Genomic DNA, 22,453 nt, shown 5'->3' with positions numbered 1-22,453 from the left:
ACGGATGCCATCGGGCTGACCGCACGAGAGGATCTGCGAGTGCCAACTGGGGTGCACCTCCGCGACGCGCGGCAGCAACTGTTCGACGCTGCTGAACGCGTGCTTCTGCGGGACGGGCCGAACGGGCTGACCAGCCGGGCCGTCACCGACGAGGCGGGCTGTGCCAAAGGCGTCTTGCATCGGCACTTCGCCGACTTCGACGCCTTCCTCACCGACCTCGTGCTCGACCGGGCCGCACAGCTTGAGACGCAGGCGAGGGTGCTGCGTGAGTCCGCCGGAACTGGCACGGTGGCCGACAACCTCACCAGCGCGCTGGCCAGCCTGTTCGGACCGATTCCGGTGGCACTCATCCCGCTCATCACCTTCCGGGATGAGCTGCGCGCACGGCTGCGGCAAGCCAGGCCAGGAGGCGGTATCGCGATCCTCGCCCAGGCAACGACTGCGATCTCCGTCTATCTGGCCGACGAGCGTGACCTGGGCCGCATCGCGGCCGACGCCGATATCGACTCACTCACCCTCTCCCTGGTCGGTGGCGGGCATCTCCTGTTCGCAGACCGCGACCCCGGACCGCCGACCACGGCCGCCGTCAACAAGCTCGTGACAGCGGTTATCGCCGATGCCGTGCAACGACGACCGGCCTAGGGACGACCTTCTGGGTCTCGGTAAACCCACGTACGCCTACCGTGGTCCGGCCACCCACCTTCAGATCCTGGCCGGCCTCCTGGCCGCAGCCGCCGATGGCCACGAGCAGCCATCCCCGCTCTCATAGCGCGCGGAACCACGCCGCAGCCTCCCGACATCATGTGGACACGGCGCTGACGTCATTGCCTGAAGTGAACGAAGCCACGAGGAGGACACGCTTGCGGAGCAACGGGAGTCCGGCCCGGTTGAACAGGCGAACTCGGCCTGGAGGAAAGACTTGAAGCGGTCGAGTGGAACGCTGCGGCGGTCATGGGCCGAGGCGAGCAGCGTGTCGAGGCCGGTGTCGCGGTAGTGGCTCTACCTTCGTCTACGGGCCTTGGGAGTCTTCCCTGAGGACGCCCCGGCCACGATCCGGGCATTCGGGCTTGCCGCCGCCGGCTGAGCATCGAAGAACTCGTGGATCGCATCCGATCCGGTGTCGCCCAGTCCGCGACCTGATCGTGGACTACCTGCGAGAACGGCAGCCGTCGTTGGACTACACCAGCCTGGACGCGGTGTCGCGGACGCTGGCCGGGCTGTTCTGGACGGTCTGGACGTGAGCGCGCGTGCCCGGTGGTCAGCGCATGAGGCCGCGCAGCAGCCGTACGTAGCGGCTCCAGTGAGCCGGGCGGGCCACCGTGCCCGAACAGGCCAGTTCGGCGAGGTCCAGGCTGTCCTCCAGGCAGGCGTCATGGAGGGGGCGGAAGATGAGCGGCCAGGTGAGGCGCGCCGGGCCGCGGGCGGCCATGGCGAGGGTGTGGCGCAGTAGCGTGTGCTCCTCGTCGACGGCCAGGGCGGCGTATTCGTGGAATCCGTGGAAGCCGCGCGGCCCGCTGAAGGTGAAGCGCACCCATTGCGAGGGGACATGTGCGGCGACGGTGTAGCGGACCGGACCGTGCCCGCCGGCCGCCCCGGCGGCCAGGGGGCGGTCGAACGCCATCGACGGCCAGCTGCCCTGCGGCCATAGCTTGTCGTCACTGCTCGCCAGGGTGTCTATCAGCGCTCCCACCTCGCTTCGCTTCGCGGCCAGCAGGCGCTCGTGCACGTTGTAGACGCCCATGCGTCCTCCTCGGGTTCTTTTTAGAGGCGTATCTCTAATATTGTGGAGAGTACTCTCTAGTTCATGGCAAGACCACCCCGCTTCGATGTGAAGCAGCTCCTCGACGCCGCCGTGCGACTGGCTGCCGCAGGGGGCCCGGCCGCGGTGACGATGTCCGCGGTCGCCATGGAGGTGGGCGCCCCGAGCGGTTCGGTGTACCACCGGTTCGCCGGACGGGCCGCGCTGCTCGCCGAGGTGTGGCTGCGGACGGTAGAGAGCTTCCAGGAGGGCTACTTCAAGGCCCTCGGAGCAGGCGTCGACGCGCGGCAGTCGGGGTGTGCGGCGGCACGGCATGTCGTCGCCTGGAGCCGCGCCCACCCGGAGGAGGCCGCTCTCCTCCTCTACGGCGCCGAGGACTTCGGGCGCGCCGACTGGCCCGAGGAACACCTCCAGCGGGCGGACCGCGGCAACCAGCGTGTGCGCGCCTCCCTCGCCTCCCTCGCCACTGCCCTGGGCGCCGAAGGTCAGCAGGCCACCGAGCGAGTCGCGCTCGCCGTGGTCGACCTGCCCCTCTCACTGGTCCGCCGCCACCTCCGGGCCGGCGATCCCCTCCCCGCCCACGCCGAGGACCTCGCCGAGGAGTGCACCGCCGCACTGCTCGGCCCGCTTCCTACGGCGTCGGCATCTGCGCCAACGGCTTCAGCCACAGGCTGAAGAACTGCCCCCATGACCATCGAGCGGGACAGCAGAGTCGCCTGACGACTGAGCACGTCCATCCGTACTTACCTGAGCCACGTGCGCTCGTACACCGACAAGCGCTCTCACCAGGCATCGACTCCCCGCGGCTGCCACCAGCACTGGCCCGAGCCCGGAAGACAGACATCGACACCAAGAAGCGCACCACGATCGGTCCATACGGCACCGCCGTCGAGGTCGCCAGCCCCAGGCTGAACGCCAAGGACGAGCTCATCCGCGTCCGCGCCTTCTATCTGGACATCGCCCACTGGGCTGCGGAAGAGGCAGCCCGCTGGGCGCCGTGGGTGGGTGCCCTGCCCAATCAGCGACGAGGAGATGAGCAAGGCCAAGGACCGCAAACACCACAAGGCCCGGATGGACCAGCGCACCCGTGAACGGCCTCCCCTCCTGCCGGTGCTGTCCGACACCGTCGACCGCAGGCGACGCGCCGCAGCCGAACTACTGGCTGCTGCCGGGCACACCCGGCCCGGGGATCTGATCCCCGACACCGCCGGAACCTTGCGCAGAGCCGTCGCACCCAAGGCCACTGGGCACCTGACCTGGGTCGAGGAGACATCGACCGGGCGGCGGCGGAACCTGACTTACGAGGAGACCGAAGCCTTCTCGGCCTTCGCCGCAATCGAGGTCCTGCGCCTGACCGGCATCCGCAACGAGGAGCTCCTGGAACTGACCCACCACAGCATCACCGAATACCGGCTCCCCAGCACCGGCGAAGTCGTGCCCCTGCTGCAGGTCGCCCCGTCCAAGACCGACAGTGAACGGCTCCTGCTGGTCAGCCCGGAACTGGCGGACGTCCTTTCCAGCATCATCCGCCGCCTGCGAGGAGGTAGTGGCGCGATCCCACTGGTGACCTCCTACGACGTCCACGAGCGCTCTGGAACCCGCCGATGCCGCTGCAGTTCCAGCGCGATATCAGCACCGAACACCGCGCTTTCACCCCGACCGCGCTGCGCAAGCTTCTGATCAACGCGCTGGCCGCCACGGGCCTGACCGATGCCGACGGTGAACCGCTCGTCTTCTCCCCGCACGACTTCCGCAGGATCTTCGTGACCGACGCCATCATGAACGGTTTGCCACCGCACATCGCCCAAGAGATCTGCGGCATAAGAGCCTTGACACGACGATGGGCTACAAGGCGATCTACCCGGCCGAGACCATCGAGGCACATCGCGCCTTCATCGCCCGCCGCAGGGCCACTCGGCCCAGCGATGAGTATCGAACCCCCACCGAGGAGTAATGGGACGCATTCCTAGCGCACTTCGAGAAGCACAAGGTCTCCATCGGCACCTGCGCTCGCGCAATTTCAAGCCTTGTGTTCATGAACACGCTTGCGTTCGTTGCTCGCTCCTCCGGCCGGGCCCGGCCCAGCGCGGCCGGTTGGAGGAGATCCGCGACAACCTCGTCGCCCGCCGCACCGAGGTCGACCTGGGCATACCGTCCTTCTCTGACATCCCTGGCCGTCACAGTCACCGCCGAACGTGAAACTGCTGCCCAGCCACGTCCCAGGGCCCATAATGTCGGGGATTTCAGATCACGGAGGGCTTGATGAGCGCTATGGACGCCTACCTGGGCGCCGCGGAAGAGGCATTAGCACTGCTGGAGGCTCCGGAAGTCGCCACGGCGTGGGAGCAGCCCAGTGTGTTGGCCAAGATGACGGTCGGCGGCCTGGCCGGCCACCTCGCCTATCAGATCTTAAGTGTCAGCCCTGTCCTGCAAGTCTGTGTCAACTCCACCCTGCAGGAGTCCCCGCCCCAAGCGGCGCCGATTCCCCTGCTGGAACATTACGCCCGAGCTGCCTGGATCGATGCACCGCTCGACGGGGAGGTCAACGCCGGCATCCGGGCGAAGGGCGAAGGCATCGCGGCCCAGGGCGCATCGTGGTTGGCAAAGCTTGCCCGCACCTCGTTCGTTGAGCAGCGGACCAAGCTCGCGGAGTGTTCAGGCGACCAGGCCGTGTTCATGCCGCAGACGGGATGGGCGCTGTGTCTCGATGACTTCCTGGTCACCCGGATGTTGGAGCTCGCCGTGCACACGGACGATCTCGCCGTCAGCGTGGGGCTGGCCGTCCCTCAGCTGCCGGAGGACGCCTTCGACCCGGTGCTTGTGCTATTGGCCCGGCTCGCAGCCCGGCGGCACGGCCAAGCCGCGTTGCTGAGAGCGTTGACCCGAGTGGAACGAGCGCCCACGGCGATCAACGCGATCTGACTCATCGCAGGTTGTCAGCCTGGACAAACAGCACGCAAAGCTGATCACTCCATAGTTCAGAGAAGCTTGTGTGAGACGTCCGATGCTCTGCCCCGACCCTGACCAGCGGATGCGGCTCGTCGAGATCCGCGACAACCTTCACGCCCGCATCGCCGAGGCCGAACGCGAAGGATGGCTTGGCGAAGTCGAGGGACTGAAGATCAGCCTTGCCGGTGCCGAGGAGAAGCTCGCACAACTCGACCGGCGTCCGGCCAACCGCGGCGTTGTTGATCTCGGCATCCCCACGGTGACTCACACCGGGAGCACGAAGACTCTGAGAGACCGGCCCGCACCCAGCGGCCCATGAAGCGTCGCAACACCGCTTGGTCTAGGTGTGGTGTCTCAGGACGTTGGTTCCACGAAGTTCTCGAACGGCTTCGGATGCAGGTGGTCGGACAGCACTTAGGCGGAAGCGGAGGCCACGAAAAACGGAATGGCGATGAGGAAGCGGTCGGCCTCGGCGCGTAGGCGCAGTCCGGCGAGCCACTCGTCCGCCTGGTCACGGCCGACGGCGCCGCTGGCGCAGGCCGGGTCGGCGAGCCTCGCGAGCAGCGACAGCATCGAGGGGTCGGTGAACACGCTGGTGTGCACCTCGACCGTGACATCGTCGAAGCCGCCGGCCAGGAGCAGGCTGCGGTACTGGCGGCCGGCGCGGGGCGTGCCCAGGAGGTCGGCGCGGGCGTGCACGATCGTGCGGGTGAGCGCCGCGTCATCCGAGTCGATCATGATGGCGTCCCAGTCCTGACCGACCAGGACGATCCTGCCGCCCGGACAGAGGACCCGTCGTGCCTCCGCCACCGCGCACCCCGGCTCCTGAAGTACGTGGAAGACCTTGTCGGCACGGTAGCCGCGCACGCTGCCGTCGGCGAACGGCAGATCCTCCGCCCCCGCCTCCTGGAACTCGGCCTCCGACCACCGCTCCCGGGCCGCGGCCAGCATCCACGGGCTGGGGTCCACGCCCACCGCGTGGACGCCATGTTCGGCCAGCTCGGCGACGGCTCGTCCGGCGCCGCAGCCGACGTCCACGACGGTCGAGCCCGGGACGAGAGACAGCAGTTCGTAGGAGCGGGCCCGCAGCCGAGTGGCGCTCGGCATCTGGTCCGCAGCGTCGAGGACGGCCAGCAGGGCTTCGGTGTCGCGGTGCTCTTCCACCGCTTCCTGATTCTTGGACATGGACGTCATGCTGCGACTTAATGTCGGCATGAAGTCAAGCGAAGACGGCGGCGCCGGCACATTGAGCATCGGCGCCCTCGCGGCACGGTTCGGCCTGGCCACGCACGTGCTGCGGCATTGGGAGGCGATGGGCCTGTTGCACCCCGGTCGGGACGCCGGCGGGCGCCGTCGCTACGGTGCGGACGACCTCACCCGCGTGGCGACGATCCTCATCTTGAAGGAGGCCGGCCTTGGCCTGAACACCATCAGGAGCCTGTCTGCAACCGTCGATCGCGCCACCCGGCACGAGATCCTGCGTCCTGCGGCCGAAGAGCTCCGGTCGAGAATCGCAGCAGCCCAGGCCTCATTGGAGCTCATCAAGGGCGGCCTGAACTGCGAGTACGAGGATGTCACCCAGTGCCCGAACTACCGGCGGCTCATCGCCGAGCGGGTCGGCCCCCGAAGTCCGGCCGGAGAGGCAGTGATCGAGGCCGTGGCACCAACCTCATGAGACGGCACGTCCAGGCCGCGATGGCGAAGCTCAGAGAATAGACATCTTCCAGAACGTCTTCTCCCGCAGGGCGACGTCCAGGCGCCACAGAGCGGTGATCTGGTTCTCGGACAGGGCCTTGGTGCGGTCGGGCGGTGCCGGACGCCGCTCGATGCCGATGGTCGGATCGCCTTCGATCCAGCCCTGGCGCTGCCATCAGCCGATCGCCTTGCGCGCGATGGACAGCTCCCGGTTGACGGTGTCGGCGTCCATCTCGTCCGCCCGCGCTGCCGCCAACTCGGCCAGCAGTTCCGGCAGCGCCGGGTCGTCGATCGCGTCGACGGCGAACGGGCGGCTTCGCTGCCCGGCGGGCGGGTCCGGTTGGAGCCGGTTTGCCGGCGAGCATCCATCCCCGGTCGGACGAGCTGACGGAGCAGCGGGTGAGTGGTGTTCGGGACGTTTTCGGTGGCGGACGCGCTGCTGCCATGAGGCGGAACACATCCCGGAAGACTTTTGATCCCAAGCCCGTTGTAGGGGCAACCACAGGACCGTACACTCTGCCCGTCCGCACAGCTGTTTCACATACCCCCCTCCTGCCTGGGTGGACGTACCAATGGACCGCTCCGTGCTGAACCACGCCCGGTCCTGGTCAGCGCAAGTCCCCTTCGGTACCCCCAGGAGGACTCTCGATGGCAGTACCCGCAAGAACATGGCTGCTCACCGCAGTGAGCAGCCTCGCGCTCGCGGTGACAGGCACCTTGTCCGCTCCCAGTGGAGCTTCGGCGGCCGTCTACCCGCGTGTGCATCCGACTGTCGCCGACTATCTCCAGTTGACGTCCAGTCAGATGCCGCCCACGCAGGCGCAGTGCGCCTCTGCTGGGCGGCGGTGCTTCAGCCCCCAGGCGATACGCGCGGCTTACAACGTCACACCGCTCCACGCGGCCGGTTATGACGGCCGAGGTCAGACGATCGCGATCGTCGACTCGTATGGCAGTGACACCATGGCCCACGACCTGCACGTTTTCGACCAGGCCTTCGGGGTGGCTGCGATGTGCGGTGAAGAGGGCGTGCCCTGCCAGGCCGGCATGCCGAAGTTCGGCGAACTGCACCTTCAGGGTTCCCCGGCCACCGTGGCACCGCCGCCCACCAGCAAGGGCACAGGTCAGGAGGACAAGAGTGCCTGGGCGCTCGAAGTCGCCCTCGACGTCGAGACGGCGCACGCGATGGCCCCAGGCGCGAACATCCTGCTCGTCACCACACCGACCGCCGAGACCCTCGGCGTTCAGGGTTTCCCGCAGATGATGGCCGCCGAACAGTACGTGATCGACCACCACATGGCCACGGTGATATCGCAGTCCTTCGCCTCCGCCGAGGGAGCCTTCGGCAGCAGCCAGTCGCTGGAGGGCTTGCGGTACGCCTTCAAGTCGGCTGCGCAGAACGGCGTCACGGTCCTGGGTTCCTCGGGTGACAACGGGACCGCGGACTCCACCAAGACCCCGGTCAAGTCGGGCGGCACCCCGATCCCGTACCCGTCTGTCGAATGGCCCGCCTCCGACCCGCTGGTCACCGGTGTCGGCGGCACGTACCTGTGCACCGACCCCGGCGCGACGGGCGCACGCGTCACCGACAGCGCCGACAAACCAGCCGTATGCGGTACCGACTCCGGTCAGTCGGAGGTGGGCTGGACCTTCTCCGGCGGCGGTTACAGTCAAATATTCGACCGGCCGGACTACCAGGCGGGCGCTCTTCCCGACGGCAGCACCGCAATCGGGGCCAAACGCGGTGTTCCGGACGTGAGTCTGCAGGCGGCCCCCAGCACCGGCGCACTGGTCTACGTATCGCTGCCGCCCGACGGCAACAGCGGCCTGAAATGCGGAAGTTCACCGTGCAGCACCGGCTGGTACGACATCGGGGGCACTTCGCTGTCGTGCCCGCAGTGGGCTGGCCTGGTATCCATCGCCGACCAGATCAACGGCGGCGGCCTCGGTCTGATCAACCCCGCGCTGTACCGGATCGGGGCCAATCCACCCCAGTACACCGTCGACTTCAACGACACGACGACCGGCAACAACACCGCCGACCCGACCGTGCCCGGCTACCCGGCGACCAAGGGCTGGGACCCGGTCACCGGCCTCGGCACCCCGAACGCGGCAAAGCTCCTGCCTGACCTGGTGAGCGCCGCACACGGCGGCTGACCCACACGGTTCCAGGGGCCCGCGCAGCAGCATGACAAGGCTGCGCGGGCCCCCGGCTGTCTGTGGTCGGCCGTGCCGAGGCGAAGCCCGTGCTGCCCATCCGCCCGGGCTATGCCACGCACCGTCTTCCATGGTGCGTTCGTGGGCCAGCTCGGTGCCGGGGCATGACCAGCCACTGTTGACCTTGATGTACTCCGGTGTGCGGCGCGGTTCGAGCATGGCGCCATCGATGTAGTCGTCTCGCAGTCGGCGCTGTGCCTGCCGCAGGTAGTGGACGGCCGGTCAGCGGCCGTGGCGGGAGACAGTCTGACTGGCGGCCAGGCACGAGATGTTGCCCCACCTGGAAGCAGCACGTGGCCGACGCGTGTGTGGGTTGCTCTCGCCACCGCGAAGCTCATCTGGCTGTGGCCCAGTCGTCCCCGTGACCCCAGGGGTTGCTCGTCCTCGACGCCTGTGCCGCTACGCCCGGCCGGAGACCTGGGGCGAGCCGGACGAGGCTACGGTGGCCGGCATCGACGTTCTGCGCATGGCCCGTCGTCCGCGCGGGCTGGCGGTGGAGGTGACTTGGGCGGATGCGGTCGGACCGGGTAATGCGCGAGCCGGTCCCGGTGGCGTGGATTCCCCGCCGCAGGGCGGGCGGCCTCCGAAGCACGGTCCCAGGCCATCGCGCGGGCGGTTTCGTACCAGTCGGTGACCCGCCGCATCCACCCCTGCCTGACCACCCGCTCCGCATGGATCGACCACCGGCGAACTCCCCATCACCGAAGGCACGCTGATCCGTCTCCAGGTCGACTGCCTGCCCGGCGGAGGCGACCGGCTCCCGGTCTGGTTGTGGTCGTCCGTCACTGGCCGAGCAGTTCGAACAGCTCGCGACCCCTAGATCGAAGGACTGGCGGCGGCCGCCGGCGCCTGCGGCCTCGCGGCCTGGTTCACGCCGTGGTCCGCGGAGCGGTCCATGCCGTACTTCTCGATGGTCTCGTGCCCGCCGCCAACCCTGAGAATGCTCAGGTTACGCGGACGCCAATGGTCCGCCACATTGATCTGGCAGGCCTACCGGCCCTGCACACCGTCCGAGTTCGAAGGGGGAGAAGCTTCGATGACTTCGAAGCCGAAGGGCAAACTGATGCGCACACTGATGGTCGGGGCGGCCGTGCTCGCCTCGCTGACGCTGACCACATCCGCTCACGCGGCGGCGGGCAGCGACCACCTCAACGCGGGGGAGGCCCTGTACCCGGGCCAGAGCATCTCGAACGAGACCGCCTCCGGCCTGACCACCCTGACCATGCAGGACAACGGGGACCTGGTGCTCCAAGCCTCGGACGGTCGCGTCTGCTGGCACAGCAACACGACCACAGGCTTCTACGCCATCTACCAGAGCGACGACAACTTCGTCGTCTACGACCAGGGCAACCACCCGGTCTGGGCCAGCGGCACCCAAGGCGACGGGGGAGACACGACGAACGTCAACATGTACGGCCAGGTGTGGGTCGGTGAGGACGAAATCACCGGTGGTTACTGCGTCCAGTGAGACTGCCCGCTGTGGCTCTTCTCGGAGGCGTTGGGTTCACGTTGCCTTCCTGCCGTACGAGCCCGGGCTTACCCGATAGGGAAACCAGCCCGAGGACCGGGGCATGCAACGGCAAAGATCACCCAGGAGGTTTCCATGCGTTGCCCCGCTTTCACCGCAACATCCCGAGTGGGCGCGGTGAAGGCGATGCACCCGAGGAGCCAGCAGCGCTCACCACGTTCGACCGCTACTACCTCGCCTGGATGAACTGCCAGAGTGAGCACGGCGGCGAACCCAAGGCCGAGCAGTTCTCCGCCTGCAGGACGTGGTCGACTTCTTTCTCGCGCACCGTGATCAAGCCGAGGGGCACAGGCTGCGGTCGCCGTGCGCCAGGAGCATTCGCAAGGCCTGCTGCTGTGGCTCGGGTTTCTGGGCGCCACAGGTGAGCCCTTGGCTGACGGTCCTGCCCGGATCTATCTGGTGAGGTTGCTCGATGTCCACGTGCAGGAGACGTCCCGTTCGAGCGCGTCGCCGACGCGCCCCGGCTTCTCGACGGCGGTCATCTCCAGGGCAAGCTCGTCCTCACCGTCTGATCCCGCCGTGGGGCCTCGCGTGAGAGAGGCCCCACTGAGATGTCCTCTGAGTCCCCACGGGCCGGCTCCGGCCTTTCGTCTGGCGAAACCGCCACGCCGACGACCGGCGCCTACGCGCCGTCGTCGACAGGGCGAACGTTGCTTGATGCGGCACTAGGCGCTGCACCGCTTGCCGGCCCATCCCGTCCGAACGAGCCAGGCTGCGGCGCGGTCGGCAGGGGTCGAACGACAGCGCCCTGGTTGACCTCCGGGATCAGTCCGTACACCAGGACACGGGAGGCGTCGACGCGGCCTCCCCTGCTGGTCGGTGCACCATCAGCGGAAGCAGCACGTAGCTTCGGTGATGCTCGAAGAATTCTCCAGGACCTGAGCGACCTGGTACGGCGTCGGGTCGCCGCAGGACCGAACTTGAGCCTCAACGCCCCGCACACCACCCTCCGCGCCTGCGGTATCAGTCCGGACCCCTCTCCCGCCCGCGTCGGGGGTGAAAAATCAGGTTCGGCGAGTGAGACGGGAGTGGACCCGGCTAGAACTTCCGGTAGCGGCCGATCCCGCCGAGTTTCTGGAGGTCTCATGTCGCTGGGCGATCCTGCCATCGACCGACTTGTGGAGGCCGCGCGTCATGCCCCTGCGGGGCTGATTGCTCGGCTGCTGGAAAGTGGTGACCTTCGTGAGATGAGGCTGGGGCAGGCGCTTGAGGACATTCGCAGAGAGCACGTGCACTCGGCGGAAACGAGCGTGGACGAAGGGGGGAGGGTCATCGACCCGGTGACCCACGACCCTGCCTGGTAAGGCACCGTCAGGCTTTGGCGGGAAGCCGGTCTATTTCGCTGCTGTGGGTCGTCAGTGCCCGAAGGGAGCACGTGTGGGCGGGAACACCGGTTTGTCCAAGGTGCTCGTGTCCGACCTGGACGGCACCCTGCTGGGAGGCGAGGAGCGGGATCGGCGGCGTTTGTGTGACGCTCTGAAGCGGAACCCGGACATCACGGTCGTCTATGCGACGGGACGCGGCCTTGCCTCCGTTCAGGCGCTCCTGCGGGATGAGCCCCTGATGCCGATCCCGCGCTGGATCATCGCCGATGTCGGGGCCAGTGTCATCGACGCTCCCCGGATGGTCCATGTGAAAGCCATGGAAGGTCGGCTGCGCGCTGGATGGCCGGGTTCCGATCGTGTGCGGTCGGCGCTGAGAGAGTTCCCGCAGCTCGTGTATCAGGAAGGCGTGCCTCAGGAAGGCCGTTGCTCCTTCTATCTGAACCCCGAAGATCTCTCGGCGGACCTCACCTCCACGGTGAAGGCACTGGGGTGCTCCTGGTCGTACGCTTCGGGCCGGTACTTCGATGTCCTGCCGGCCAGGGCGAGCAAGGGACGCGCACTTCGGCTGCTGGCCTGTCACCTGGGCTGGCCCCGGCATGCGATGCTCGTGGCCGGCGACTCCCTCAACGACCTTTCGCTGTTCTCCCAGGGCACGCACGCGGTCATGGTGGCCAACGCGGAACCCGCCCTGGCTGCCGGCGTCCCCCCGAGCGAGCTGGTCCACCACTCCTCCCGGGAAGGAGCTGGCGCCGTCCTTGAGGGGATGGATCGGCTCGGCTGGTTGGTGCGCCGCTCGGTGGTCGTCGGCTATCACCGCTCGCCCGTCCGCTGGTACGACGGCGCATGGCGGTCGCCGTCCAGCCCCAACGGCATCCTGCCGACGCTGCAGGCCGCTCTCACCGGCGGACGTCTGGACGCGGTGTGGGCGGCAGCCCACACCGGCGAAACGCTTCCGCCTGCACAGCCGTTGCCGATCGCCGACGGCTTGGCGCTGTCTCTTCTTCCGCTGCACCCGGACCGGTGGGCAGGCTACTTCCACCGCGCCTGCAAGGAGACCCTCTGGCCGGCTCTGGTGAACCAGCCCCACCTCATCCGGGACCGGCCCGCCCACTGGGCCGACTATGAGGCGGTGAACACCGCGTTCGCCTGTCACATCGGCTCCCTCGCCGCACAGGCAGGAACCGTCTGGCTGCACGACTACAACCTCTGGCTCGTGCCGGCCGTCCTCAAGGCGCACCGGCCCGACCTGGCCATCGGTCTGTTCCACCACACCCCGTTCCCCCACCCGGACGTATTTCGCCGCATCCCGGCAGCCGCGCAGCTGTGCCACTCGCTCGCACAGCTGGACTGGGCCGGATTCCATACGGCCGACTGCGCCGACAACTTCCGTAGGCTCCTCGCAGGCATCGCAGGGCCTACGCCGCGCGTCGGCGTGCATCCTCTCGGCATCGACCGCGACGCCGTCGCAGGTCTCGCCAGAACCCGTCCGCAGCGACACCGCGGCAGCGACGGAACCCAGTTGGTGCTGTCCGTGGAACGGCTCGACTATGCCAAGGCACCGGTGCAGAAGATCCGGGCCCTTGACACTCTTCTGGGCCAGGAACCCCGGCACCGGGAGCAGGTGCGCTACCGTCTGGTCTGCCCACCGCCCGAGGCAGGCATCCGGGCCTACGACTCAACCCGCGCGGAACTCGAGACCGCAATCAACCGGATCAACCGCCGATGGCGCACGAAGTCTTGGGAACCGGTCGAGTACATCCCCCGCAACCTGGACTTCCCCGAGATCGTCGACAATTACCTGGCAGCCGACGTGTTCTGGGTGGCTTCGCTTGCAGATGGAATGAACCTCACCGCCCAGGAGTACGTTACCGCGCACCACGCCACCGGCCAGCCAGGTGTTCTGGTCCTCTCCCGCCACACAGGTGTCGCCCAGCACCTGGGCAGAGCTGCCGTCTTGACGGACCCCTTGCTTCCGCACGACCTCGTCGTCTCCCTGAGCGCGGCACTGGCCATGACGGTTGACGAACGCGCCGCGCACATCACACGCCTGGCGGGCCTGCTCGACCTTCCGAACCCCGCCGAATGGGCCTTCACGGTCATCGACGCGATCCGTGACGCCGGCGGTCGCTGTCGGCGGCCGACAACCGCAGGCGCCGCCCATGGCGTCAGAGAGCATGGCCGGGACCACGACATGCCCGCGAGATGATCGAGGTGTGCGACGTCGGTATTTTCGTGTGCGTGACCGGGTGCGCAGGCAGGCCTGGCCCGGATCGCCGCGTGGGCTGTCTGTTGGCCGTGGAACGGGGGACTGCCGATCTGCTCGCGGTCAGTCCCCGCACCGGGCAAGTCTTGCCCACCGGCGACGAGTGCATCGTGGCAGCCCAGTCGGCCCGGTGGAGCGGCGTCGGTCCGTGTCTGGCGCCGGGGTCAGGGACAGGGGCCGACCCTCGCGTCCCGGCACGATCCGCCAGTCACGTCAACCGGGAAGCAGATCCGTGTGGGGGGCTCTGGCGGGCGTCACTGGTGGCTGTTGGGCGGGACGAGGGTGTGGGTGACGAGGGTGTCGACGACGTCGGTGAAGCGGTGACGTTGCTGGTAGGCGATGTGCTGCCGGGCTGTGCCGGTTGCGTGGGGTCGCAGGTGGGTGGTGAGGGTTTCGATGTGCTGGTGGTCGCCGTGCCGGCGCAGAGCGGGGGCCAGCCAGGTCAGAAAGGTGTGCAGCCGCCGTGCGGCGGGCTGGAGGCGGCTGCGGGTGAGGTCGAGGGCGTTGCCGGTGAGACCGTCGCGGGCAGCGAGCCAGTAGGCGGAGCGCAGAAGGTGCGGGTCGAGCTGGGGCGCGGGCTGGTGGCGGTGGACGGCGTCGAGGGCGGTGGCCGCGGCGGCGCGCACGAGGCCGGCGAGCAGGGTGGTGTGGTCGACGGTCAGGGCGGCGTCGGCGACGCGGATTTCCAGGGTGGGCAGGTGGTGGGAGGGGCGGATGTCCCAGTAGATGCCGGAGTGGTCCAGGACGGCGCCGGTGCCGATCAGTGTGGCGACCAGGTCGTCGTAGTGATCGGTGGAGGCGAAGTGCGGCGGGGGGCCGGCTACGGGCCACCGGCTCCAGGCCATGGTGCGCCAACTGGCGTATCCGGTATCGCGTTCCGCCCAGAAAGGTGAGTTCGCGGCCACGGCGATGAGGGTGGGTAGCCAGACACGTAAGTGGTTGCTGACCTGAAGAGCGTGATCGCGGTCGTCGAAACCGATGTGGATGTGGCAGGCACACGAGACCTGCTCGTCGTCGAGGGCGGCGAACCATGCGGCACTGCGGGCGTACCGGTCACCGCGGGTGATGGGCGGCGGCCCGCCCGGGTGCAGGATGGGAGCACCGCTGGAGACCAGACGGGCGCCGCCGGCGCTCGCAGCCCGCGCCAGTTGTACGCGCGTGGAGTGCAGCTGGTCGGCCAGAGCAGTGAGCCGGGTGTGCGGGTCGGTGCGGGTCTCCACCTGGTAGAGAGTCAGTTCCGGGCCGACTCGGTCGCCCAGCTCCGGTGAGGCTTTGGCGATAACGGATTCGGCGAGAGGGACCAGAAAACGGGTCTCTGGATCGACGAGGAGGAACTCCTCCTCCACCCCCACGGTCAGGGACCCGGAAAAGGGAACCGTCGAGGGGCCAGTGCTGGGCCTTGCCGGGGTCTCTGCACCCGGCCTCGCATTCACACACACGGTAATCAATGTGTCACGGATGGCTCGCCTTCGGGTAGTGGTGGGTGCCGGGCACGTGTACCCCGCACCCGCCCCTTCGTCCGACGCGGCTGCCGGGGCCGACACACTACGGGAGGCTGAATCCGAGTCTTGGTCTCTACCTGGCCGGGGGCGGTTCAGCCAGCGGGTGCTCTGGGAATGTGTGGTTCTGCCACAGTTGCCGGGAGCTCTCCTCGCAGGGCCGTTTCGGCCTCCTGCTGTGTCACCTGACCGAGCACGCCGTCGATCAGGCTGAACAGCCGGTGCTCGTCACAGGTGTGACCGACGAGGAGCTCGATGTCCCGGCCGGCGCCCTCGGCCAGCGCTTGCCAGGGGGTGGCCGGCAGATCCAGGGGCTCTACGCCGTCGCCCTCGTCCACGGGACACTGACGGTCTTCTTTGATGTCGCGTACCTCAGTTATCTGCCGCACCTGGTGGGGCGCGGGCATCTCGTCGAGGGCAACGCGAAGCTGTCGGCGATCCGTTCGGTGACGAGTATCGGCGGGCCAGCCGTGGCCGGTCCTCTGGTGGGTTGGGTCGGCGCCCCGGTGACGCTCGTGGCGAGTTCTGTGGGTATGGCCCTGTCGGGGCTGCTCGCGAGCCGCATCCGCACGGCCGAACAGCGGCCCGAGGCGCCCGAATCACATCCGCGTCTGCGTCAGGAGGTCAGGGACGGGCTGAAGTTCGCCCTCACCCATCCCGTCCTGCGCGCGACCATATGCGGCGACGCGCTGTTCAACCTCTCCCTCGTCCTCTATCAGTCCATGCTGCTGGTCTTCCTGGAAAGGGAGTTGGGCCTCGGGCCGTTCGCCGTCGGTCTCGTCTTCTCGGGCATGGGATGCGGTGCCCTGCTGGGTGCCCTGCTGGCGGCCCGTATCTCGAGGCGGCTCGGACAGGGCTCTGCGATCTGGCTCGCACCGCTCGTCACCTGTCCGCTGACCGCCCTGATGCCCGCTGCGCGACCCGGTTGGAGTGCGTGCGCGGCCGCGGTCGGCCTCGCAGCGCTCTCACTGGGCGGGGTGGTCCGGGTCGTGGCCCAGTCCAGCGTCCAGCAGGCCCTCACCCCGGACCGGTTGCTGGGCAGGATGGGCGCGACCGCCCGCTTCGTGTCCTGGGCCGGCCTGCCGCTCGGCGGAGTCCTGGGCGCGGCCTCGGGCTCCGCCTTCGGGGCGGCGGCCACGCTGTGGATCGGCGCGGTCGGCATGACGCTGAGCTTCCTGCCGACGTTCCTCTCCCCGGTGCGCACTCTGCGCACAGCGTCGTTGCCGGTCACCGACTTGTAGGAGAGAACAGCGAGAACGTCCCGGGCTTCGCTATCCGTGCCCATGGCGTGAGAGCTAGATGAATAAGTCCGATGTCTGACGGTGCGTCTGGGAATACGAAGAGGGCGTGCCTGCGCCGCCGCCCCGGCCGTCGACGTGGATGTCAGTCTCGGTTCCGACTTCGACCTGGGCCGTAACCTCGGTGGTGTGCACCGCGACATCCTGTAGCGCCCTGCACCGAGGTCGCCAGCTGCTCGAAATCTGCGAAGTGGCTCAATTGACCGATCGGGACAATGTGCACGCCCCGGGCATTTCACTGCGCCGAAGCACGATAGTCGTCACATGGGCAGGTTGGCTGTCACCAGGCAGGGTTGCCGCTCTCGCCGGGTTGCGCACGAGAGTCTCGCACGCGCCCCGGTCGATGAGCAGGTGGACGGGGATGCCGGCCGGGCGTATGTGGGAGGTTTTCCACGCGGTCGTGCCGGCCGGTGTCCGCGGCGTACGACGGGACCTTCTCGGCCGTGAGCACGCCTGCCCAGGTCCGCCCACCCACCTTGTCCGGCGGGCGGCCCTGGGCCCGGGGTTCCCGGTTGGCGGGGCGATGTGACTTGCAGGACTTACTCGGGCGACGTAATTTTTACTCATGCGAGTAAAAGGGAGCGAAGGGCGGTCGCCAGCACAGACCGCGCGCAGAGCCCAGATCGTGGCGGCGACGATCGAGACCATCGCCGAACTCGGCTACGGCCAGGCGTCGTTCGCGCGCATCGCGGAACGCGCCGGGCTCAGCAGCACCCGCCTGATCTCGTACCACTTCTCGGGAAAGAGCGAGCTGATCCAGGCGGTCCTCGCCCAGGTCTACGCCGAAATGGCCGACCACATGGCAGAGCAGATGCAGGACGTCCGCGGCCCCCGAGACGCGCTGCTGACCTACATCCGAGCCCTGGTCGCCTTCATCGCTGACCACCCAATACAAATGCGGGCGCTGATGTCCGTCTTCCTCGACTACCGGGCCGAGGACGGCGGACGCAGCTACGGCGGCGACGACGAGCGGCAGGCGGTGGCGCCGCTTCAGGACATCCTCAGAGCCGGTCAGGCGACTGGCGAGTTCCGGGACTTCGACGTCTTCGTCGTCGCCTCGACGATCCAGCGCGCCATCGACGGGCTGCCGTTCCTGCTTCAGACCGCACCGGACCTCGACCTGGCCGCGTACGCCGAGGAACTGGTCGCCATGTTCGACCTCGCGACCAGGAACGCGCCGTGACGGCCTCCGGTCGCCGGCAGGCGGTACGGCGGAAGGCAGCCGGCTTCGCCGCCGACTTCCTGGTGCCGGTCGGCCTCTACTACGCGCTGCGGGCCGCCGGCCTGGGGCTCTACCTCACCCTGCTGATCTCGGCCGTGCTCCCGGCGACGGTCGCCCTGGTACGCCTGTTCCGCTCGCGTCGCGTCGACGGGCTCGCCGTATACACCGTGACCATGATGCTGCTGAGCACCGGGATCTCGCTCATCGCCGGCAGCCCGCGCTTCATGCTCGCCAGGGAGGCCTGGCTGACCGGTGCCACCGGCGTCTGGTTTCTCGCCTCCGCCTGGACCGCACGGCCGCTGGCGTACCTCTACACCCGCCCTCTGCTGGAACGGCGGAGCTGGGCCGGGAACATCCCCTACGACTGGGACGACCTTTGGGCCCGGCTGCCGCGCTTCCGCCGCCTGTGGCGGGTCGGCAGCGCGCTGTGGGGGGTCGCGCTGCTCGCCGACTCGGCGCTACGCATCGTCATGGCCTACACGCTGCCGGTCAACGCCGTGCCCGCCCTCGGCACCGCGCTGTACATAGGCACCTCGCTGGTGCTGATCGTGACCACCAATGTCTACTACGTCGCCTCGGGGCTCTACGACCGTCGATCCCGTCTCTACGCTCCGCTCCGCCGAGGACTGCAAAGTGCCCGTGAGTGAGCCTCTTTCATCCTGCGCCTCAGGCGTGAAATGGGCTGGTCAGGTGGGGTGAGATGGCGAAGCCCCTCGTCGTTGGTGTGCGGAAGTTGGGCTGCTTCAAGCAGTCCCCGCTGGTCCTGGCACACCTGCGGAAGAACGAGACGTTGACGCAGGTCGGTGCCGGGTTCGGAGTCTCCGAGGCCACGTCGTGGCGGTACGTGCACGAGACCGTCGAAATCCTCGCCTCGTGGGCACCAGCACTGCACGAGGCCCTGCTCGGTCTGGGCGAAGGTGACTTCGTCATCTCGACGGGACGCTGATCCCCACCGACCGCGTCAGGGCGGACGAGCCGTACTACTCGCAAAAACACAAGAAGCACGGCATGAACGTCCAGGTCATCGTACGCCCGGACGGCACACCGCTCTGGTTCTCGCGGGCCACGCCGGGACGGACCCATGACCTGACCGCGGCCCGCGCCCACGGCATCGTCCGGGCCTGCCTCACCCGCCAGATCCTGGTCCTGGCCGACCGCGCCTACCAGGGTGCCGGCGCCACCGTCCGCACTCCCTACTACGGCCATCGTGACCTGCCCGAGCACTACCAGCGGTACAACCGCGACCACGCACGTCTCCGTGCTCCCGGCGAACGCGCCTTCGCCCGCCTCAAGTCCTGGCGACTGCTGCGGCGAGCACGCTGCTCGACCAGTCGCATCGGCAGGACCGTGGCAGCCGTGCACACCCTCTTGACCTGCCAATACACAGGATGAAAGAGGTTCACTTGCCTGCCCCCGGATCACCCGTCTGGCCTGTGTGGAGCGCCTTCTCCTCCTGGATGACGGACACGGACGGTGCGGGCAAGGGTGAGCGCCGGGACTCTTTCCGCGCGCCTCTATACAGAGGTGTTACCTGTTGGTAACTTGAATCGGCATCAACTGCGTGGCCTGTTTCACGATCCCGGGGGAGTCATGAGAGAGAGCACCGTTCGGTACCTGGCGACCGCAGTGGTCGCCGCACTGGCCGCTACCGCCACTCCGGCGGCCGCGGCCGTGGCTGCCCCTTCGGCGCCGTCGGAGGTTGTGGCGAAGGACCCGTTCTACACCTACGACGGCGACAAGCCACTGTCCTCGTACGAACCCGGCACCGTGCTGAAGAAGCGGACGCTGACGTACCACATCGTGGGCATCCCCACTCCGGTGAAGGCGGTCCAACTGCTCTACCGCACGGCCGACGCGCAGGGCCGGCCCGCTGCCAACGTGACTACGGTGGTGCGCAGTCTGCGCGGCGAAAGCAGCATGGCGGTGTCCTATCAGTCGTACTACGACTCCCTCAGCCCTGCGGACGGGCCGTCCCGGGCCGTCGCTGGTGACGTGAGTCTGGGCGGTGTCATGGCCGACTCCGAGAACCTCTTCCTGGTGCCTCTGCTGTTGCAGGGCTACAACGTCGTCATCCCCGACACCGAGGGGCAGAGTGCCGACTTCGCGGCCGGGCCGGAGTACGCGGCCAACACGCTGGACTCGATCCGGGCCGCGACCCGGTCGTCCGCGGACACCGGCATGAATGCCGACACCCGGGTCGGCCTGCTCGGCTACTCAGGCGGTTCCATCGCGACCGGTTGGGCGGCCGCGCTCGCGCCGAGCTACGCGCCCGATGTGAACGAGCGGCTGGTGGGCTTCGCCGAAGGCGGCCTGCTCGTCGACCCGGCGCACAATCTCACGTACGTCGACGGCTCCCTCCTGTGGTCCGGCGTCATCCCCATGGCGATCATCGGGGCCGACCGGGCGTACGGCATCGACCTCAAGCCGTACCTGAGCAGCTATGGCCTTGAGGTGTACAACAAGCTGGAGGAACACGGTTCGCTCCTCGACGCACTGGGCCACTACCCCGGGCTGACGTGGAAGAAGATGATGAAGCCGCAGTACGCCGACCCGAACTCGGTGCTCCCCTTCGTCGAGGCGGTGAACAAGATGAACCTCGGGTCGGCCGCTACCCCGACCGTGCCCGGGTTCATCGCCCAGGGCGGCGAGGGCGTCACGGAAGGAACCTTCAGCAACCCTGCGGGCATCGGATCCGGTGACGGAGTCATGGTCGCCGGAGACGTCCGCGCGCTGGCCCGGCAGTACTGCGCCACCGGCAACGAGTCGATCAAGTACCAGCAGTACAACCTGCTCAGCCACGTCCCCACAGCCGTGGCCTGGGCGACCGGCGCAATGGGCTGGCTGAGTGACCGGTTCGCGGGCAGGACGGCCCCGTCCGACTGCGGCCACATACCCGCGGGCAACTCCCTGACGCCGCAGAAACCGACGTCCGCATCCTGACACCTGGAACCCCCGGAGGCCCTGACGCACCCGAATCCCGCATGGGACAGCCGCCTGAAGGAGGAAAAGGTCTGTTGCCGGAGTACGGCAACGCACGCAATCAGCGACGGCTACGTCCGCGTCGGCCGGCTCGACACGACGGAGTACGCATTTCCCGTCGAGTTCATGCGTGAACGGCTCGGCGTATCCAAGTCCGGCTCCTACGCCTGGCGGCGCCGTCCCCATTCCACGACGGCCCAGCGGCGCGAGAAGCTGAAACAGCTCATCAAGAAGGTGTTCGACGACTCCGACAGCACGCAGGGATACCGGCGCATCCACGCCCAGCTCGCGCGTTGGGACGTCGCCGCCGACCTGGAACTGGAACGCCTGCTCATGCGGGAACTGGGCTCGATGACCTGCGGCACTCGCCGGAGGCGCTCTCCTCGCCGGCGGCTCCGCGACTGCGGCCACTTCGCAGGACGCGAAGCCCGTCGGTCTCCACGGCATAGATCACGACCGTGGCGGCCATGTGCACGGTGGCCGGCTCCGTGGCCGCGGTGACCAGGATTACGGCAGCCTGCATGACGACGGCCACGGTCACACCGGCACGTGCCGGATGGCGCGTGGCCACGTCGTCCCTTGGGCGGAAGACCAACTGGTCAACTACTCGGCCGTGAACGACCAAGCTCGTTGACTCGATTCGATACGGCTTTGTTTATGCTCCCGACTGCCGCCTACGGCAGGGCGGCCACGGGTCACATCTCCCCGTCCCCCGCTCAGGCGGGGACCGGGTCAGGCATGTTGACGAATGCCCACGCCGTGGCCCCTCGCGTGGCGATGTTGGCCCCGGCGCCATGGTCGGCCGGCCCAGCGAGGCCGCACCGACGACAGTGGAAGTGGTCCCGGGTGTGCCGGTTGGCACGCTCGGTGTGGCCGCAGCGCGGGCAGCGCTGCGAGGTGTAGGCCGGGTCCACCTCGATGAACGGTACGCCGACGCGTTTGGCCTTGTAGGCGATGAACGCGCCTAGCTGGTGGAACGGCCAGGCGGACTGGCGTGCTCGCTGGTCGCGGGGAACCGTAACCCGCTCGCGGATGCCGCCCAGTTCTTCGAGGGCGATACCGCGTTCGGTGCGTTGGGCGACATCGACCACAGCCTTGGAGATCTTGTGGTTGATGTGGGTGGCGTGCCTCGCCTCGCGGCGGGCGCGTGGCGATTTTCGTCCACTCCGGCGAACTCGGTCATCGGCACTTCGTGAACGACTGACGGCGCAGCTTCCATACACACTAGGGCCGTTCAGGGGAGGGCGCGGTGCCCGGCTCGGTGTCCGGTCGGCCGAATCGGCGCGGCCCGATGACGGGATCGGTGTGGCGGCCCACGCGTCATCGACCTCTCCGGTGCGGCACCCCGCGCTGTGAGGTGGTGCCGATGGGGCCGAATTCCAAGGTCGATCTGTACGGAGCGATCCGTCGGGAGTTCCGTGCCGGGCCGGCGGTCGGGCCGTGATGCGGAGGTGCGGCGTGGTCCACGCCACGGTGCAGAACGTCTTGTAGCCGGCCGACGACACGACGGACGTACTCGGCCGGCTGGTTGTCGGGCGGGCATCGGGTGCGTGGACGGGCGAGCCGGGCCAGCGTAGCCGGCTTACGGCCAACTCCTTTTGGACACATCGTGTTTACATGCGTTCGACCCGTCAACCGGCGGGACTTGTTATGGTGTTACTCATTGGTAGCAAGCTGAGTGGGGGGACACGGGGAGACCTGTGGCCATTTCGCCGCCGGGCG

19 protein-coding genes and 4 pseudogenes are annotated in these 22,453 nt (G+C 68.1%); 17 read left to right on the top strand and 6 right to left on the bottom strand.

The features are described from left to right. Nucleotides 1-39 precede the first annotated feature (39 nt). A complete protein-coding gene (locus tag AV521_RS36380) occupies nt 40-642 on the top strand; it encodes a TetR/AcrR family transcriptional regulator (RefSeq protein ID WP_076094758.1) in 603 nt (200 codons plus the stop codon). Between the two features lie 616 nt (nt 643-1,258). Here the strand turns inward: AV521_RS36380 and AV521_RS36375 are convergent. Next, nucleotides 1,259-1,741, bottom strand: coding sequence for a hypothetical protein (locus AV521_RS36375; protein ID WP_076094757.1), 483 nt, complete (start codon nt 1,739-1,741; stop codon nt 1,259-1,261). Nucleotides 1,742-1,804: 63 nt separating this feature from the next. On the opposite strand from AV521_RS36375, the gene AV521_RS36370 reads away from it, so the two are divergent. The 4 genes from AV521_RS36370 to AV521_RS47020 all read left to right on the top strand — a co-directional run bounded on the left by AV521_RS36370 (nt 1,805) and on the right by AV521_RS47020 (nt 5,027). Further along, complete coding sequence (locus AV521_RS36370) at nt 1,805-2,434, top strand: TetR/AcrR family transcriptional regulator (RefSeq protein ID WP_076094755.1); 630 nt, start codon at nt 1,805-1,807, stop codon at nt 2,432-2,434. 396 nt (nt 2,435-2,830) lie between these two features. Then, nucleotides 2,831-3,439, top strand: a complete 609-nt coding sequence (locus AV521_RS36365; protein WP_143658712.1) for a hypothetical protein — start codon at nt 2,831-2,833, stop codon at nt 3,437-3,439. A gap of 582 nt (nt 3,440-4,021) precedes the next feature. Next, on the top strand, nt 4,022-4,681 hold the full coding sequence (locus tag AV521_RS36355) for a maleylpyruvate isomerase N-terminal domain-containing protein (protein WP_076094751.1): 660 nt from the start codon (nt 4,022-4,024) through the stop codon (nt 4,679-4,681). A 109-nt stretch (nt 4,682-4,790) separates the two neighbouring features. Beyond that, entirely contained in the window at nt 4,791-5,027 is a 237-nt protein-coding gene (locus AV521_RS47020) for a hypothetical protein (RefSeq protein WP_256725822.1), read from the top strand. Between the two features lie 95 nt (nt 5,028-5,122). Here AV521_RS47020 and AV521_RS36345 read toward each other — a convergent pair whose 3' ends face one another. Beyond that, entirely contained in the window at nt 5,123-5,893 is a 771-nt protein-coding gene (locus AV521_RS36345) for a methyltransferase domain-containing protein (protein WP_076094750.1), read from the bottom strand. A gap of 28 nt (nt 5,894-5,921) precedes the next feature. Here AV521_RS36345 and AV521_RS36340 point away from each other — a divergent pair, with 28 nt between their 5' ends. Continuing rightward, complete coding sequence (locus AV521_RS36340) at nt 5,922-6,383, top strand: MerR family transcriptional regulator (RefSeq protein WP_076094802.1); 462 nt, start codon at nt 5,922-5,924, stop codon at nt 6,381-6,383. A gap of 195 nt (nt 6,384-6,578) precedes the next feature. On the opposite strand, the gene AV521_RS51535 is transcribed toward AV521_RS36340, so the two are convergent. Then, nucleotides 6,579-6,863, bottom strand: coding sequence for a hypothetical protein (locus tag AV521_RS51535; RefSeq protein WP_256725821.1), 285 nt, complete (start codon nt 6,861-6,863; stop codon nt 6,579-6,581). A 188-nt stretch (nt 6,864-7,051) separates the two neighbouring features. Between AV521_RS51535 and AV521_RS36330 the strand changes: the two genes are divergently transcribed. From AV521_RS36330 to AV521_RS36315, 6 genes and pseudogenes are all read left to right on the top strand, one after another. Further along, nucleotides 7,052-8,557, top strand: coding sequence for a S53 family peptidase (locus tag AV521_RS36330; RefSeq protein WP_076094748.1), 1,506 nt, complete (start codon nt 7,052-7,054; stop codon nt 8,555-8,557). Between the two features lie 505 nt (nt 8,558-9,062). Beyond that, nucleotides 9,063-9,209, top strand: a pseudogene (locus AV521_RS52970) (transposase); the annotation flags it as partial. Between the two features lie 47 nt (nt 9,210-9,256). After that, a pseudogene (locus tag AV521_RS52965) lies at nt 9,257-9,407 on the top strand (transposase); the annotation flags it as partial. Nucleotides 9,408-9,653: 246 nt separating this feature from the next. Beyond that, a complete protein-coding gene (locus AV521_RS36325; protein ID WP_076094746.1) occupies nt 9,654-10,085 on the top strand; it encodes a hypothetical protein in 432 nt (143 codons plus the stop codon). A 474-nt stretch (nt 10,086-10,559) separates the two neighbouring features. After that, nucleotides 10,560-10,657 (top strand): annotated as a pseudogene (locus tag AV521_RS51530) (NADP-dependent oxidoreductase); the annotation flags it as partial. An 865-nt stretch (nt 10,658-11,522) separates the two neighbouring features. After that, nucleotides 11,523-13,676, top strand: a complete 2,154-nt coding sequence (locus tag AV521_RS36315) for a trehalose-6-phosphate synthase (protein ID WP_076094743.1) — start codon at nt 11,523-11,525, stop codon at nt 13,674-13,676. 311 nt (nt 13,677-13,987) lie between these two features. Here the strand turns inward: AV521_RS36315 and AV521_RS36310 are convergent, their stop codons facing one another. After that, nucleotides 13,988-15,085: a glutamate--cysteine ligase gene (locus AV521_RS36310; protein ID WP_256725820.1), complete on the bottom strand. Its 1,098-nt coding sequence runs from the start codon at nt 15,083-15,085 to the stop codon at nt 13,988-13,990. A gap of 383 nt (nt 15,086-15,468) precedes the next feature. Here AV521_RS36310 and AV521_RS36305 point away from each other — a divergent pair, with 383 nt between their 5' ends. The 5 genes and pseudogenes from AV521_RS36305 (at nt 15,469) to AV521_RS36285 (ending at nt 20,692) form a co-directional block, all read left to right on the top strand. After that, nucleotides 15,469-16,473 (top strand): MFS transporter, encoded by a 1,005-nt coding sequence (locus AV521_RS36305; RefSeq protein WP_256725819.1) that lies wholly within the window; start codon nt 15,469-15,471, stop codon nt 16,471-16,473. 682 nt (nt 16,474-17,155) lie between these two features. Continuing rightward, entirely contained in the window at nt 17,156-17,713 is a 558-nt protein-coding gene (locus AV521_RS36300) for a TetR/AcrR family transcriptional regulator (RefSeq protein ID WP_079249569.1), read from the top strand. Further along, nucleotides 17,710-18,399 (top strand): VC0807 family protein, encoded by a 690-nt coding sequence (locus tag AV521_RS36295; RefSeq protein ID WP_076094740.1) that lies wholly within the window; start codon nt 17,710-17,712, stop codon nt 18,397-18,399. Before AV521_RS36300 ends, AV521_RS36295 begins: the two co-directional genes overlap by 4 nt. A 35-nt stretch (nt 18,400-18,434) precedes the next feature. Beyond that, nucleotides 18,435-19,144, top strand: a pseudogene (locus tag AV521_RS36290) (transposase family protein). A gap of 198 nt (nt 19,145-19,342) precedes the next feature. Continuing rightward, on the top strand, nt 19,343-20,692 hold the full coding sequence (locus AV521_RS36285) for a lipase family protein (RefSeq protein WP_076094738.1): 1,350 nt from the start codon (nt 19,343-19,345) through the stop codon (nt 20,690-20,692). A gap of 370 nt (nt 20,693-21,062) precedes the next feature. On the opposite strand, the gene AV521_RS36280 is transcribed toward AV521_RS36285, so the two are convergent. Together AV521_RS36280 and AV521_RS36275 are read right to left on the bottom strand one after the other, a co-directional pair. Further along, nucleotides 21,063-21,254, bottom strand: coding sequence for a hypothetical protein (locus AV521_RS36280; protein WP_179023647.1), 192 nt, complete (start codon nt 21,252-21,254; stop codon nt 21,063-21,065). Between the two features lie 193 nt (nt 21,255-21,447). After that, nucleotides 21,448-21,954: an RNA-guided endonuclease TnpB family protein gene (locus AV521_RS36275; protein WP_256725818.1), complete on the bottom strand. Its 507-nt coding sequence runs from the start codon at nt 21,952-21,954 to the stop codon at nt 21,448-21,450. Nucleotides 21,955-22,453: the final 499 nt, after the last annotated feature.

This window comes from Streptomyces sp. IMTB 2501 (assembly GCF_001953885.1).
In the GTDB taxonomy this organism is placed as follows: Bacteria; Actinomycetota; Actinomycetes; order Streptomycetales; family Streptomycetaceae; genus Streptomyces.
The sequence above is the reverse complement of the archived record's forward strand: the minus strand, read 5'-3'. Positions and strand labels throughout refer to the sequence as shown.